The 14,954-nt window shown below is 40.5% G+C and carries 13 protein-coding genes; 12 read left to right on the top strand and 1 reads right to left on the bottom strand.

What is annotated here, in order from left to right:
* Positions 1-251: 251 nt before the first annotated feature.
* The 6 genes from FN960_RS14835 (at position 252) to FN960_RS14810 (ending at position 7,242) form a co-directional block, all read left to right on the top strand.
* A complete protein-coding gene (locus FN960_RS14835) occupies positions 252-1,586 on the top strand; it encodes a right-handed parallel beta-helix repeat-containing protein (protein ID WP_143849581.1) in 1,335 nt (444 codons plus the stop codon).
* 259 nt (positions 1,587-1,845) lie between these two features.
* Complete coding sequence (locus FN960_RS14830; protein WP_143849579.1) at positions 1,846-3,387, top strand: ABC transporter substrate-binding protein; 1,542 nt, start codon at positions 1,846-1,848, stop codon at positions 3,385-3,387.
* An 8-nt stretch (positions 3,388-3,395) separates the two neighbouring features.
* Complete coding sequence (locus FN960_RS14825; protein ID WP_143849577.1) at positions 3,396-4,352, top strand: ABC transporter permease; 957 nt, start codon at positions 3,396-3,398, stop codon at positions 4,350-4,352.
* Between the two features lie 68 nt (positions 4,353-4,420).
* On the top strand, positions 4,421-5,257 hold the full coding sequence (locus tag FN960_RS14820; RefSeq protein ID WP_143849708.1) for an ABC transporter permease: 837 nt from the start codon (positions 4,421-4,423) through the stop codon (positions 5,255-5,257).
* A gap of 19 nt (positions 5,258-5,276) precedes the next feature.
* Entirely contained in the window at positions 5,277-6,272 is a 996-nt protein-coding gene (locus FN960_RS14815) for an ABC transporter ATP-binding protein (protein WP_143849575.1), read from the top strand.
* Positions 6,235-7,242 carry an ABC transporter ATP-binding protein gene (locus FN960_RS14810; protein ID WP_143849573.1) on the top strand — a complete coding sequence of 336 codons (1,008 nt, stop codon included), beginning with the start codon at positions 6,235-6,237 and terminating at the stop codon, positions 7,240-7,242. Before FN960_RS14815 ends, FN960_RS14810 begins: the two co-directional genes overlap by 38 nt.
* 83 nt (positions 7,243-7,325) lie before the next feature.
* On the opposite strand, the gene FN960_RS14805 is transcribed toward FN960_RS14810, so the two are convergent.
* Complete coding sequence (locus FN960_RS14805) at positions 7,326-8,252, bottom strand: S66 peptidase family protein (protein ID WP_143849563.1); 927 nt, start codon at positions 8,250-8,252, stop codon at positions 7,326-7,328.
* A gap of 200 nt (positions 8,253-8,452) precedes the next feature.
* Here FN960_RS14805 and FN960_RS14800 point away from each other — a divergent pair, with 200 nt between their 5' ends.
* From FN960_RS14800 to FN960_RS14775, 6 genes are all read left to right on the top strand, one after another.
* Positions 8,453-9,208: a DeoR/GlpR family DNA-binding transcription regulator gene (locus FN960_RS14800; protein WP_143849561.1), complete on the top strand. Its 756-nt coding sequence runs from the start codon at positions 8,453-8,455 to the stop codon at positions 9,206-9,208.
* A gap of 18 nt (positions 9,209-9,226) precedes the next feature.
* Positions 9,227-10,516, top strand: coding sequence for a four-carbon acid sugar kinase family protein (locus tag FN960_RS14795; RefSeq protein ID WP_143849559.1), 1,290 nt, complete (start codon positions 9,227-9,229; stop codon positions 10,514-10,516).
* A 17-nt stretch (positions 10,517-10,533) separates the two neighbouring features.
* The gene (pdxA, locus tag FN960_RS14790) at positions 10,534-11,529 is read left to right on the top strand and encodes a 4-hydroxythreonine-4-phosphate dehydrogenase PdxA (RefSeq protein WP_143849557.1); all 996 of its coding nucleotides are present in this window, start codon (positions 10,534-10,536) and stop codon (positions 11,527-11,529) included.
* A 70-nt stretch (positions 11,530-11,599) separates the two neighbouring features.
* A complete protein-coding gene (locus tag FN960_RS14785) occupies positions 11,600-12,967 on the top strand; it encodes a GntP family permease (RefSeq protein ID WP_143849556.1) in 1,368 nt (455 codons plus the stop codon).
* A 204-nt stretch (positions 12,968-13,171) separates the two neighbouring features.
* Entirely contained in the window at positions 13,172-13,861 is a 690-nt protein-coding gene (locus FN960_RS14780; protein ID WP_143849554.1) for a hypothetical protein, read from the top strand.
* 68 nt (positions 13,862-13,929) lie between these two features.
* The gene (locus FN960_RS14775; RefSeq protein ID WP_143849552.1) at positions 13,930-14,832 is read left to right on the top strand and encodes a hypothetical protein; all 903 of its coding nucleotides are present in this window, start codon (positions 13,930-13,932) and stop codon (positions 14,830-14,832) included.
* Positions 14,833-14,954 lie beyond the last annotated feature (122 nt).

Raw genomic sequence — 14,954 nt, 5'->3', positions numbered from 1 at the left:
TGGTGAAGAGAGCATCTTTCTTGGAGAGAGGGGTTGGGTCTTGGAAACAGCAGTGTTCCTCTTGATAATAAGCTCTTCATTCTTGGTAAGACGGGCTACCCCTTGCTAAAAGCAATATTCGTTAAGTACTTTACCTCCTAAGTAAAAATTCTAATTCACTCAATACAAAAATCATATATACTAACTAAATAAGAACAGAAATATTTTACAAAAGTATAAAAAGGCTCTTTGCAGCGAGAGGAACAGGCAAAATGAAAAGAAAATATGAATTAATTAGCATGCTGGTAATGGTCTTCATTCTCACGGGCTGCCAGCTTAATGTTACGACAGAAGTAGTGGATCCACACATTTATGTGGCGACTGATGGAGATGATAAAAACCCTGGTACAATTGAAGAACCGCTGTTAAGCCTGGAGGCAGCTGCAGAAAAAGCAACAGCTGGAACGATCGTAAATATTAGAGAGGGTACATATTATGAGCCTCTTATCATCCAACATAGCGGTACAGAAACAGAACCGGTTCAGTTTCAAGCTTATCAAGATGAGGAAGTTCATATAAGTGGAGCGCAGCTTGAGGATGGACCTGATGATATTGCATTAATTGAAGTAGATGGGTATAGCTATATTACAATAGATGGTTTAGCGATAGCTGATCTAACAACAGAGAATGCGGAAAAAACAGTTATGGGTATACTGATCACTGGAGATAGCCAGCATATCCAACTAAGCAATAATACGATTGAAGATATTTCTACTTACGCTATTGAAGGAAATGCCCATGGAATTGCTGTTTATGGCAATGAAGCGATTGGAAATATTGATATCCATCAGAATACACTCACTAATCTTAAGCTTGGTCTTAGCGAAGCTCTTGTCGTAAATGGCGATGTCAGTCAGTTCACGATTACAGAAAACCATGTATACGAAACAGATAACATTGGAATAGATGTGATTGGTTACGAAGGGGTTGCTACTAACTCCTCTCAAGACTATGCAAGAGATGGTGTAATTAGCGGAAATGAAGTTCATCATAACTCAAGCTTCGAGAATCCAAGCTACGCTAAGGACTATAGTGCTGCCGGTATTTATGTGGATGGAGGAAGCCGTATTCTAATTGAGGATAATATTGTGTACCAGAATGATATCGGCATAGAAGCGACGTCTGAGCATAAAGATAAGTTTGCGGATGAAATTGATATTCTTAATAATGAGGTGTATGAGAACAGTTATACTGGCATTTCCATCGGAGGCTATGATAGTCAAAGAGGAGGAACCTCAAATACACTTATTTCAGGTAATACACTTATAGATAACGATACAGAAGGTTTAGAAGGGGCGCAGCTTCTATTTCAATATCATACCTATAGCAATCGAATTGAACATAATAAAATGACAGCAAGCAGCACAGGATTATTTATTAGTAATGAGTACCAAGAAAATGAGGATACCCATTTTAGTCAGAATTATTATTATCAAGAAGACCAAACCCGGCCACGGTGGTTATGGAGAAATGAAGATGCTCATTCATTAAAAGATTTTCAAATGCTAACGGACAGTGATGCGGAATCTGTTTATACTCGTTTTTAACTTTGTATGTAAGGACTGATAACCTATATTTTAACGGACCTCTTAGTGTCCGTTTTTTTGTGTTGGATAAATTACAAAAATAAAAACAATTAACACAAACTTCTAAGTGAAACGCTTTAATCTAAAAAGTATGTCATATTACTTACCGAATAATGAGATTATTCGGTAAATGGGATTGTTTTTTATAAAAAAGTCGATTAACATTTAATGCTATGTTGCTTTAACGCAAATCTGTATTAAATATTTTAAAAAAGAGGTGATGATCGTTTTTTATCAAAAGAAATGGGCGCTGCTTTTAACAATGACTATCTTTTTCTTAAGTGGGTGTGTAGCCGGACTTGCTTCCGATTTCGAGCCGCATTCAGACGAGCTAGTAATTGGGCTTGATAACGATCCTCCCCAGCTGGATCCGCATAGATCCTCAGCGGCGGTAGATAGGCAAGTATTTCAAAGTCTATTTAATACATTAATAGATATTGATGAAGATTTAAATTTAGTACCAGAGCTCGCTAAAAGCTGGGAAGAGTCTGAAGATGGTATGACTTATACCTTTTATCTCGAAGAAAATGTGTCCTTTCATGATGGAACTCCTTTTAATGCTGAAGCTGTTACATATAATTTTGAGCGAATGCTTAATCCAGATCTTGCTTCTCCTCGCACGGGGGAACTGGGACCGATCTCAGAAGTTAATGTGTTAGATGAGTATACGGTAGAGGTAATTATGGAAGAACCCTTTGCCCCTTTTTTAGCAGCATTAACTGATCGGGCAGGTATGATGGTTTCACCTCAAGCGATTGAAGAAAATGGCGATCAATTTGCTAATCAGCCTGTTGGAACGGGCCCATATATATTTGAGAATAGAGTACTTCAAAGTGAATTAACCATGCAGAAGAATGAAGATTATTGGAGAGAGTCGCCGCAGTTTGATAGATTGGTTTATCGGCCGTTCACAGATGAGAATGTCAGGGGTACAAATTTAGTATCTGGTGGAATAGATATTGTGAACAAAATTGCATTTAAGGATGTTGCTACACTCGAGCAAAATGAACAAATTAAATTACTAGATCAACAGGCTATTGGCTTTCAGGGAATACATCTTAATACGTCTGCTTATCCATTTGACAATAAAAATGTGAGGCAGGCACTAAATATTGCAATTGATCGAAATGCGATTTCCAAGGTCGTTTTTTATGATGCGGTGGAACCTGCTGCAAGCGCCATTCCTCCAAATAATTGGGCACATAATGAAAACCTCAGTGTTCCTGAGGCAGATTTAGAAGAGGCAAGAGAGTTATTAGAGGAATCAGGGTTAGAAGACATCTCCTTCACATTAAAAATAAGTCCAGCACCCGAGGAACAGTTAATTGCTCAAATGGTGCAAGCAATGCTTGATCAGATTGATGTAGAAGTGAATATTGAAATGGTGGAGTTTGGAACTTTATTATCACAGCTTGATACAGGAGATTTTCAGGCAGTTAGAAATGGATGGAGTGGACGTATTGATCCAGACGGAAATTTGTATCGTTTTATGAAGACGGATCAATCCAATAATTATACCAGGTATAGCAATGAGAACGTTGATTCCTTATTAGATGAGGCTCAAACAGAGATTGATCAAACAAAAAGAAAAGAACTGTATGATGAAATTTCCGAGATTGTTTGGGATGATGCACCGTACATCTACCTTTATTATGACCATGACTACAAAGCGATGAAGCAAGGAGTAGAGGGGTTTAAACATATTCCAGATACAATGATACGCACCGAAACTTTATTTGCTAGTGAATTGGAAGGGGAGTGAGACAAAACGTGCTGCAATTTATTCTTAGACGATTTGGCTTAATGATACTACTGCTGTTTTTAGTTAGCATCATTATTTTCAGTATTGTAAATGTACTGCCTGGGGACCCTGCTTTGCTCATTCTAGGAGAGGAAGCTAGTGAGGAATCGCTTCAAGCCCTTCGAGAAGGGATGGGTCTAAATGAGCCATTAGTTGTGCAATACATAAATTGGCTGGTGAATGCAATTCAAGGGGATTTTGGACAATCCGTGCGTGATCAGACGCCAGTTACTGATATCTTAATAGAGAAAATTCCTATCACATTGCAATTAACCGTTTTTTCATTTTTTATTGCTTTACTTATTGCTCTACCAGCAGGAGTGATCAGTGCCGTTCGCAAAGGAAGCATTCTTGATTATTCTAGTACATTGTTTGCTTTATCAGGAGTGTCACTCCCCCCGTTTTGGTTAGGTATTTTATTAATTTATATCTTTTCAATTACATTAGGTTGGTTTCCGCCATCTGGATACATCCCATTTAATGAAAGTCCCATTCAAAGTATGGCGCTAATGGTCCTTCCTGCTATTACTATTGGAATTAGACTCTCAGCTGAGCTGACACGTATGCTTCGCTCTAGTTTGTTAGAAGTTCTTCAATCTGATTTTATTCGTACAGGCTATGCCAAAGGATTAATGGAACGTGGTGTCGTCTTTGGTCACGGCCTCAGGAATGCTATCCTTCCTGTTATTACAGTTAGTGGCTTGCAAATGTCTACTTTTCTTGGAGGCGCAGTAATCACGGAGACAATTTTTGCTGTACCAGGATTAGGTCAGCTCGTCATTAACTCCATTTTAATGAGAGACTTTCCAGTGGTTCAAGCGGCGGTACTTTTTATGGCGTTTGCGGTCATAGTCGTCAATTTTGTCGTTGATCTTATGTACTCATTCTTGGATCCTCGAATTAATGTCCAAGGAGGAAAGAGCTAATGGCAAAACTTGAACACCAACCAGATGCTACTTATTTTCAGCCTAAAGAGGTTCACCCTCGTGTAAGAATGGCGAAAGAAATGTTTGAACGTCTTTGGTCGAATAAGCTGGCTGTTATAGGTGGAATGATTACTTTGGGGATGATTGTAACTGCTTTATTTGCTGGAATGATTGCTCCTTATCAACCGGATGCTCAGAATTATGATGCCATCTTTCAATCTCCAAACGCGCAGCATTGGTTTGGAACAGATGAACTTGGTCGAGACATTTTAAGTCGCGTTATATATGGAGCACAAGTATCTCTGCAGGCAGGTTTGATTGCGGTTGGCATTGCTATGCTAATTGGGGTGCCGATAGGGTTAATATCAGGTTTTTATCGGGGATTTATCGATGAATATGTAGTGATGAGGCTCACGGATGCCATGCTTTCTTTTCCTCCTTTAGTTTTGGCGTTGTGTCTTGCTGCTGTATTTGGAGCAGGCTTGGAAAATGCAATGATTGCAATTGGCCTTGTGCTTACACCGAATTTTATTCGATTAATTCGGGCTGAAGTGTTAGCCCACCGTGAACGAGAATACGTGAGTGCCGCTAAAAGCTCTGGATTAAAGGACTGGCGTATATTATTCATACATATTTTCCCCAATACGCTCGGACCAGTAATGGTACAAGCTACGCTGGCCACAGCATCAGCAATCATTTCAGAAGCATCCCTAAGTTATTTAGGGCTGGGTACACAGCCACCAACACCTAGCTGGGGAGCTATGCTTTCATCTGGACAGGGTTTTCTTATTCAGGCCCCATGGCTTGCTATGTTTCCAGGGATCTTTATTTTTTTAACAGTCCTCTCTATTAATTTATTTGGTGATGGTGTACGCGATATGCTAGACCCGAAAAATAGTAAATAAAAGATGTGGAGGGAATTAAATGACTCATAAGCAGCTTAAGGTTTCAAATCTTTATGTCTCATTTCAAAATAAAAAAAGTCGAACAAATATATTACATGATGTCAGCTTTGACGTTGAGAAAGGCGAGACCTTATGTATTGTTGGAGAATCTGGCTGTGGTAAAAGCTTAACCTCATTATCTGTCATGGGGCTTTTGCCCAAAAACGGCGTGGTTGAAAAAGGAACCATTCAACTGGGTGAAGAAAATCTGTTAACCAAAACTAAAAAAGAGATGAGTCACATTCGTGGAAACCAGCTATCAATGATTTTTCAGGAACCTATGACTTCTTTAAATCCTGTGCATACAGTGGGCAGGCAGATTGCAGAGAATATTAGCATTCACAATAAAGTAACGAAAAGAGCAGCTGCACAAAAAGCAGTAGAGATGCTAGAACTAGTTGGCATCCCTTCCCCTGAAGAGCGTGCTTCTAATTATCCACATCAATTAAGTGGAGGAATGAGACAACGTGTAATGATTGCAATGGCTTTGTCCTGCAACCCAAGTGTTCTCATTGCGGACGAACCAACTACAGCACTTGATGTAACCATTCAAGCACAAATTTTGGAGTTGCTAGATGAATTAAAGCAGAAGATTGGTATGTCTATTGTTATGATCACACATGACTTAGGTGTCGTGTCAGCTGTTGCTGATCGTGTGTTAGTGATGTATGCGGGGAAAGTAGTGGAAACAAGCTCAGTTGAAGAACTGCTGCATGATCCAAAGCACCCTTATACAGAGGGATTAATTGCCTCCATACCAAAGCTTGATGACGTAAAAGAAGAATTAGCAACAATCCCTGGCTCTGTTCCGCTACCACATCAAATGCCAACAGGTTGTCGTTTTTCCAGCCGCTGTCCATACGCTCATTCATACTGTGAAGAACACTCACCTCCATTAGATCAGATTGGTAAGGCAGAAGTGGCTTGCTGGAGATATCATGAGATTTGGCATCAGCTTGAGAAGGAGGCTAACTAATTTGACATCGTCCCCGCATTTACTTGAGTTAAAGAACATGAAAACATATTTCTCCGGGTCAGGGGGGCTTCTCTCTCGAAATAAACAACAGGTGAAAGCAGTTGATGGAGTATCGTTTCATTTAAAAAAAGGGGAAACATTAGGCATTGTTGGGGAATCGGGCTGTGGTAAATCTACGATGGGTCGGACGATTATTCAATTGGAGAAAGCAACGGACGGGTTGATTTCATTTGAAGGAGAGGAGATTAATCAATATAAAGGAAAACAGCTTAGAGGAATAAGACAGGATATGCAGATGATATTTCAAGATCCATTTGGATCTTTGAATCCTCGGATAACAGTGGGCTCCATGTTAACTGAAATTATAAAAGTACATAAAGTGGTACCGGCTGATCAAAGTAAATCGTATATTCTAAAGCTACTTGATGATGTAGGTTTACAGCCTGATCACTTTTGGCGCTACCCGCATGAATTTAGTGGTGGCCAGCGGCAGCGAGTAAGTATTGCTAGAGCTCTTGCTGTTAAACCAAAGCTCATTATTTGTGATGAGGCGGTTTCCGCTCTTGATGTCTCAGTTCAAGCTCAGGTTTTAAATTTGCTTAAACGACTTAAATCAGAGTATGAGCTTACGTACTTATTCATTTCACACGATCTCTCTGTGGTGAAACACATAAGCGATAGAGTAGCTGTCATGTATCTAGGCACGATTGTTGAGTTGGCATCCAAAGACCAGCTCTACAATAAGCCTCGTCACCCTTATACCGAAGCTCTTTTTTCTGCCATTCCAGAGGTGACCATCAATAAAAAGAAGAGAATTTTATTAAAAGGAGACATCCCAAGTCCATTAAACATCCCATCAGGCTGCAGGTTTCATACCCGCTGTCCTATGGCTACAGATTATTGTAAGGCAGAGCAGCCAGAGCTAAGAGAAATTGAACCAGGGCATTTTAGTGCGTGTCATTATAGCTAACATTCACTGGGACTGGTTCATGGCTGAAATTTTGAATGGGGGTCACACTTCAATCTAAAACAAACCGTAAGCCGAACAGTCCATCACTGTTCGCTTACAGTTGGTTCAAGAATAGTAATTGTTGATTGATCTGCATTCAAATTCACATTTGCTCCAATCGGAATCGCAGCTTTGTAAAATCCATGTGCGGTTTTTACGTTTGTAATTAATGGCTTTCCAAGTGGAACAACAAACTGCTCAATAAACTCGTTATAAGTAACCCCATAGGCTTCGTCGCAACCTGTACATTCTCCCATTATAATTCCTGCACAATCTTCAAAAGCACCCGCTTGTTGAAGATGGCTGAAATAGCGATAGACCGTGTTGATTGGTTCGTGTGTTTCCTCAATTACAATAATCCTATCCTTTGTTTCAATCTCAAACTCCGTGCCCAAAGTATCCACAAAGGATGTAAGATTTCCACCAATTAACCGTCCAGAAACATTTCCAGGTACAAGACTAATAAAAGGCTCGCCTGGAGGATTAATAATCGGCTTATTATTTACTGGGGCAGATACTACAGAATAGAATTGGTCAAAATTATAAGGTGGTGTTCCTGTGCGAAAATCGATCAAAAGTAAGCTCTGAAAACTGATTAAATCAGCGTACTGAAATAAAACATTTTGTAGAACGGTAATATCACTATAGCCTGTAAGGATCTTAGGGTTATCTTTAATAACATCAAAATCAAGAAACGGAAGAATACCTGCTACTCCCACTCCTCCTCGGCTAGGCAAAATCCATTTCACGTCAGGATTTCTAAACATCGACATAAGGTCTTCGCCGCGTGACTCGGCGGTACCAGCTAGAAAACCATCCTGCTGATAAACGCTTTGCCCAAGAATCACATTAAAGCCTAACGCTCGTAAGTATTCAACCCTCGTATTAATGACAGTTGGATCAAGTGGACTTCCTAATGTAACAATGCCAACTGTATCTCCTTGCTGTAGCTGAACCGGTATATTGGCCATGTTTGCCCTCCTATCCTCTAAAGATATGTATATGCATCCATTTTTATTGGCATGACGCTTGCTAATCTTTACAGTAGTTTGATGCGCTTTGTGTTAAAATGAAACATGAAGTTGATAATTTATGTGAATAACAAACAAAATAAAGTTGACTTACGCAAATTATTGTTGTAAATTAACATTACAGGATGTGAAAAACGAACATGAATCCTAAAGTAAGAAGAGAACAAATCAGACAATTAGTAGAGAAGCAAGGTAAGGTAGAAATCGAGCAGCTGACAGAAGCGTTAAATGTTTCGCACATGACAGTTCGTCGTGATTTAGCTTTGCTTGAAGAAGAGCAGAAGCTGATTCGTACACATGGTGGTGCGGTCCTTCCTAAAGCACTAGTTAAGGAGACTCCTTATACAAACAAAGAAACAAAAGAGCTACACGCAAAAAAGAGGATTGCTCATGAATCTGTTGGATTGATTAGTCAAGGCGCTACCATTCTTGTTGACTCAGGAACAACAACTCTTGAAATTGTTCGCTTGTTAAAAGACCGAGATGATCTCACCATCATTACGAACGACATTAAGATTGCGGCTGAATTGGTAGACGCAAAGCCTCGCTGTATTGTGACTGGTGGGGAGGTTCAACCTGAGGTAGGAACATTATATGGCTCACATGCTCACGATCTTCTACGTAACATTCATGTAGATTTGTTTTTGTTAGGAGCACATGCTGTACATGCAGCTGTTGGCGTCAGTGCTCCAACGATTGAAAAGGCAAAAACAAAGCAGCTCATGATTGAAGCAGCTGAACAGACCTGGCTAGTGTGTGACGGTAGCAAGTTTAATGAAAAATCCTTTGCCCATGTATGTGAGTTACATGAATTAGAAGGAGTGCTCACAGACGATCGATTATCAGATTTAGAGCTTGCGCCATACCACAAAAACATTGTTAAGGTGCCTTTATAGATCAGGGGGAAGACAAAAATGAAAATTGGTGTGATAGCAGATGATTTAACAGGGGCTAATGCATCCGGTGTCAAGCTAGTGAAGCAAGGGTTTCAAGCTACAACCGTTGTACACAGCGCGAATGTGCCTACAAATGGGTATCATGATGTGGTTATCATGGACACAGATAGTCGCTATATGACCAAGGAATTGGCCAGACAGCGAGTGGCACGGGCAATGACTCAGTTATCAAACTGGGGGGCTACCGTTTTTACAAAACGAATTGATAGTACCATTCGGGGCAATATTGGGGAAGAAATTGACGAAATTCTAGAACATCTGGATGAACAGACGATATCTGTGATTGTTCCGTCATTCCCAGATTCAGGGAGGGTAACAACAGGAGGTTACCTACTTCTTGATGGTGTACCTTTGCAGGAAACGTATGTATCTAAAGATCCGATTGCGCCAATTACTAAGTCCTATGTGCCCGACTTAATTGCTAAGCAATCTGTGCACAAGGTCGGTTATGTTGGATTAAGTGCAGTAATGGAAGGGCAATCAGAAATTTTAAACGCCCTACAAGCACAAATCGAGCAAGGCAAACGACTTATTGTGGTGGATGCGGTCACAAATGAGCAAATTGAAGACATTGCTGAAGCACTTTCTCAAAGTGGACGAAACATTGTCTGTGCCGATCCAGGACCATTAACGGCCAGTTATGCACGAGCACTTTCCAAGGACCATGTTAAGAAAGCAAATATTTTAGTGTCAGTTGGAAGTGCGACAAGCCTAACAGGATCTCAATTAGACTTTTTAATAGAGAAAACAGGAGCTACGCCCATTTATGTAGATCCTGAACCATTAGCAAGCTACACGGATACCTGGGAAAAAGAAGTGGAGAGAGCGACGGAGCAAGCAATCGAACAAGCACCAGCTAACCATGTGTTAATTGTAACGACTCATAAGCCTGGACAAAAGCTCGTTGATTTACAGGCTAAAGCAGATAAAGAAGGAACAAGTAGAGATGCTTTAGCAAAACGAATTACAGATGGTCTAGCCACGATCAGCCGTAAACTGTTAACGAATGAGACACTAACCTTTGCTGGTTGCTTCACAAGTGGGGGCGATGTCACAGCCTCTGTGTGTGCTTTAGGACGGGCAAATGGGATTTCATTAAAGGATGAAGTCATGCCACTGGCGGCTTATGGCACCTTTGATGGAGGGTATTTTGATGGCTTACCAATTGTCACTAAAGGTGGCTTAATTGGAGACAAAAAAGCGATCTATGAATGTGTAAAGTTTGTACAGACAAAAGCCACGATCTAAAAGGGAGAGAGTTAATCATGACAAAACCAATCATTGCCGTAACAATGGGGGATCCAGCAGGAATAGGACCAGAAATTACCGTAGGATCATTAGATAAAAAAGAAATATACGATGTTTGTACTCCTGTTGTAGTTGGAAATGCAGACGTGCTTGAAAAAATGCTTCCTGTGAAAAAAGCTAACTTGAATGTGAACAGAATAAAAAATGTCAGTGAAGCAAAGGGAGCATATGGCACCATTGATATTATTCATCTTGGTGAGCTTCCTGGATTTGAACTTGGCCAAGTCAGTGCACCCTGCGGGCAAGCAGCCTTTGACTACATTAAATACGCTGTAGAGCTGTGCCAGGCAAATGAAGTGCAAGCGATGGCGACGGCGCCAATCAATAAAGAGTCTTTGAAAGCAGCTGAAGTCCCTTATATTGGTCACACTGAAATGCTTGCAGGTTTTGCAGGAGTGGACGACCCACTAACGATGTTTGAAGTATTAAACATGAGAATCTTTTTCTTAACTCGTCACTTGTCTCTTAAGGATGCAATTGGCCAAATGACAAAAGAGCGAGTGCATGACTATTTAATTCGTTGTGATGCAGCCCTACAAAAACTTGGAGTGGAGAGCCGAAAGTTTGCTGTAGCTGGTCTGAATCCACACAGTGGAGAGAATGGACTGTTTGGTTATGAGGAAGTAGATGAAATCAAGCCTGGCATTGAGCTTGCACAAGCAACTGGCATTGATGCGGTTGGACCAGTTCCAGCTGACTCAGTGTTCCACCAAGCTCTTAACGGCAAATATGACGCTGTTCTCTCTCTTTATCACGATCAAGGACACATCGCCGCTAAGATGACTGATTTTCATCGTACCATTTCGATTACCAATGGATTACCTTTCTTACGCACGTCCGTAGATCACGGCACCGCGTTTGATATCGCTGGAGAAGGAATTGCAAGCTCTGTCAGTATGGAAGAAGCAATTAAACTAGCAGCAAAATATGCACCACACTTTGTAAACGAGTAAATATTGTGAGCCGCCTCGGCGGCTTTTTCAAAAATGGAAATATAAAGCGTTTTCTTAAGGGGGAAATGAGATGGACGTATCAGGTACTCAAATGATCATTGGACTTGTTATTGCTATAATCGTATTAATATTTTTAGTAGTTAAGACTAAGGTACATGTCTTTTTAGCCCTCATCATCGCCGCATCTATTACTGGTCTTGTAGGAGGAATGACCCCTCCTGCTGTAGTTGATGCTATCACTCAAGGATTTGGTAGCACCCTCGGCTCAATTGCGATTGTCATCGGATTTGGTGTGATGATGGGGCGTATTTTAGAAGTGTCGGGTGCTGCTGAAAGACTGGCATACACGATTGTTAAAGTACTCGGAAAACGAAAAGAAGAATGGGCCATGGCGTTAACAGGGTATATTGTTGCCATTCCAATATTCGTGGACTCAGCTTATATTATTTTGAGTCCACTAGCGAAAGCGCTCTCTAAAAAGAGCGGGAAGTCGATTGTCGCCTTAGCCGTTGCTTTAGCTGGTGGAGCTGTGGTCATTCACAGTGCTGTACCACCCACTCCAGGACCACTTGGAGTGGCAGGAATTTTAGATGTTGATATCGGCTTAATGATTTTATCAGGTATGTTATTTGCAATTCCTATTGTATTCGTTATGGTACTATATGCAAAGTGGCTAGGAAAACGTATTTATCAGCTACCTAGTGAAGATGGGCTTGGATGGGTACGCCCTGAAAAAGAAATTACCGTTGAAGACTGGATGGAGGAAAAAGAAAGTAAAGACCTACCATCATTATGGCGTTCTGCCGCTCCGATTGTGGTTCCTTTAATTTTAATCTTTATGAATACAACAACAGTAGCATTAGAGAAAACAGGCACAGTTGTTGATTATATTCAATTCTTTGGTTCACCAATTATAGCTGTAGGTATCGCAGTATTAGTAGCTATCTATGGTTTGTTTGGACACATCCAACGCTCTGAGGCATTAGACCGGATGGAAGAAGGCATACAGCAGGCAGGTATAGTCTTACTTGTAACTGGTGCCGGTGGAGCCTTAGGGTTTGTACTAAGAGAGACAGGTGTTGGTGAATACATCGCTGAAATGGTTGTAAATACAGGTATACCAGCTATTTTGCTTCCGTTTGTTATCGCGAGTCTTGTTCGAGTTATTCAAGGTAGTGGAACTGTCGCTATGATTACGTCTGCTTCCATCTCTGCACCAATCCTTGCAGGACTTGACGTCAATATGGTCTTAGCAGCACAGGCAGCAGCGCTTGGATCTATGCTATTCTCTTACTTTAATGATAGCTTATTCTGGGTAGTAAACAGGACGATTGGAATTAAACAAGCTAAGGAACAAATTCTTGTGTGGTCTGTGCCAACAACCATTGCTTGGGTAACATCATTAATCTTACTTTTAATTGCAAATGCGATATTTTAATCGGTAGTCTAAGATCGTAAGAGTAAACGGACGTAAAGAGCGCTTCTTTTGGGAAGAGCTTTTATACGTCCGTTTTTTTGGTGAGGACTAGGACATAGATGCTTTAAACTCACAAGTGATATCCACTTCATTAACAGGATATCTCGTCATATAATGTAATCTGGTATAATTACCCTTAATTAGTGTCAACGAAGGGGAGTTAATATGAAAAAGATATTGATGCTGTCACTGATGATATTTTTAACAGCCTGTGGTGCCTCTGATGATACGGGAGATGATAACTCAAATGAAACACCAGCTAGTAGTGTTGCTCCATCCGATACTACTACAGACAATGAGGAACCATCCGCTAATGATTCAAATAATGAGCCAGCAAATATACAAGTGGTAGTTTCAATCGGTGATCCACCAGCGGATCCAGACCAACCATTCCCAGGATTTAATGCAGAAGATCAAGAAGAAAAAAACGACTTTATTTATAGGCTGGTATCTGAAAAAGAAGAGTATCAAGTTGGCGAATCGGTTAAAATCACTGCTGAACTAACATATATTGGTGATGAAAAGGAAGTAACTATTGGCCATGCGGAATCTCCTTTTTATTTCACTTTTTACGAGCACCTGAGAGGATATGGTTTTTCTCATGCAATGGCGGAGCCCTATATTACTCAAAGTATCAAGCACGATAAGTCGTATCAAGAGCGTTATCGTGGTCAGGTGGTTTATGGGAGCGATGATGAAGCGGATACAGAATTTTTAGAGCAAATTGCAAAAAATACGCAATTCCCAGTTGGAGAGTACACAGTTACAGGAAGAACAGATTTTAATATAGACGGCGAACCTGGCTACGAACCAATAAAATTAGAAGCTGAGATCTCTTTTACAGTTGTTGAATAAAATAAACCTCTTGAGTCCTGTGACAAAAGTCTGTTAGTCTAATTTAAGAGATTAGAGGGGGAAATAGAGTGAAGAAAACAGTAATAGTACCGGTAGTTTTGGTCACAATGTTAGTCTCTGCCTGTGGTCAAGCAGAGACACAAGATTTACAAATGAAAGAGGCAGAACAAATCGCAAGAATGCAAGACCGTCAACTAGATCAGACCGTTGTTCGTTTAGAAACTGAGGCGGAGGAAAGTGAAGAGGAGCAGGGTGAGGAGCAGACGGAGGAGAAAGAAAATACCGAAGAAGATACGGTGACGGCAAATAAAACGGAATCGGATGAAACTGATGAAGACGCGAAGGAAACGAAAGTGAAAGACCAAGAAAAACAGCCCAAAAAAGATAATGTAAAGGAAGAAAAGCAAGAGGAGTCTAAGGAGCAAGAGGAGCCCGAAATTACCTTTCAAACCTTTGAACATATGCGGGGAGCGCTAGCTGTAGACGGTGGGTCTGGTGCGACAGTCGAAAACAATACGGGAAACTTCACTATTGAAGCTTCACTGAAAAATATCCAAACGCTTCAAACCGGACCTATCTCTGTTCATCTTAAGAGTGCCAGTAAAATAAGCGGAGAGATAACCGAGCCGGATCTTGCTGGCGTGGCGGGAGATGAAGTGGAGTATATTCAATTAGATGTTGTGGTGACTAATTCTGGGGATGATCCAATTACCTTTCATATCGATAACACTGTCTTAGAAAGTGGAAATACAACCCTTTATGTTCATGAAATGTTCAGTGGAACAGGAAGAGGATATGGTAATTTACAGCCACAAACGGAGCATCACATTACTCTGTTTTATATGGTGAATGACATAGCACTTAAAGATATTTATTCTATTTATGGAGCGACAGTTGAACCAGTTAATCAAAATACAGGCTCTGCAGTCGGGGAACCAATGAAATTTAACTTTTCCTTTAGTGGGGCTTAATAATTTCACGTACCGAATTTGTAATTAAAATATCAAAATAACCACAACTGCAGTGGACATCATGGATGTTCACTGTTCTTTTTATTTAGGTGAAACCTTTTAGTATCCATGTATGCTCTAAT

This window comes from Alkalicoccobacillus porphyridii (genome assembly GCF_007293315.1).
Taxonomy (GTDB): domain Bacteria; phylum Bacillota; class Bacilli; order Bacillales; family Bacillaceae_D; genus Alkalicoccobacillus; species Alkalicoccobacillus porphyridii.
This window is presented reverse-complemented; position numbering and strand designations above follow the sequence as displayed.

Coding starts and splice junctions, on each gene's coding strand:
- FN960_RS14835 (WP_143849581.1), top strand. CDS start 252: ATGAAAAGAAAATATGAATTAATTAGCATGCTGGTAATGGTCTTCATT.
- FN960_RS14830 (WP_143849579.1), top strand. CDS start 1,846: ATGATCGTTTTTTATCAAAAGAAATGGGCGCTGCTTTTAACAATGACT.
- FN960_RS14820 (WP_143849708.1), top strand. CDS start 4,421: ATGGCGAAAGAAATGTTTGAACGTCTTTGGTCGAATAAGCTGGCTGTT.
- FN960_RS14815 (WP_143849575.1), top strand. CDS start 5,277: ATGACTCATAAGCAGCTTAAGGTTTCAAATCTTTATGTCTCATTTCAA.
- FN960_RS14810 (WP_143849573.1), top strand. CDS start 6,235: ATGAGATTTGGCATCAGCTTGAGAAGGAGGCTAACTAATTTGACATCG.
- FN960_RS14805 (WP_143849563.1), bottom strand. CDS start 8,252: ATGGCCAATATACCGGTTCAGCTACAGCAAGGAGATACAGTTGGCATT.
- FN960_RS14800 (WP_143849561.1), top strand. CDS start 8,453: ATGAATCCTAAAGTAAGAAGAGAACAAATCAGACAATTAGTAGAGAAG.
- FN960_RS14795 (WP_143849559.1), top strand. CDS start 9,227: ATGAAAATTGGTGTGATAGCAGATGATTTAACAGGGGCTAATGCATCC.
- pdxA (WP_143849557.1), top strand. CDS start 10,534: ATGACAAAACCAATCATTGCCGTAACAATGGGGGATCCAGCAGGAATA.
- FN960_RS14785 (WP_143849556.1), top strand. CDS start 11,600: ATGGACGTATCAGGTACTCAAATGATCATTGGACTTGTTATTGCTATA.
- FN960_RS14780 (WP_143849554.1), top strand. CDS start 13,172: ATGAAAAAGATATTGATGCTGTCACTGATGATATTTTTAACAGCCTGT.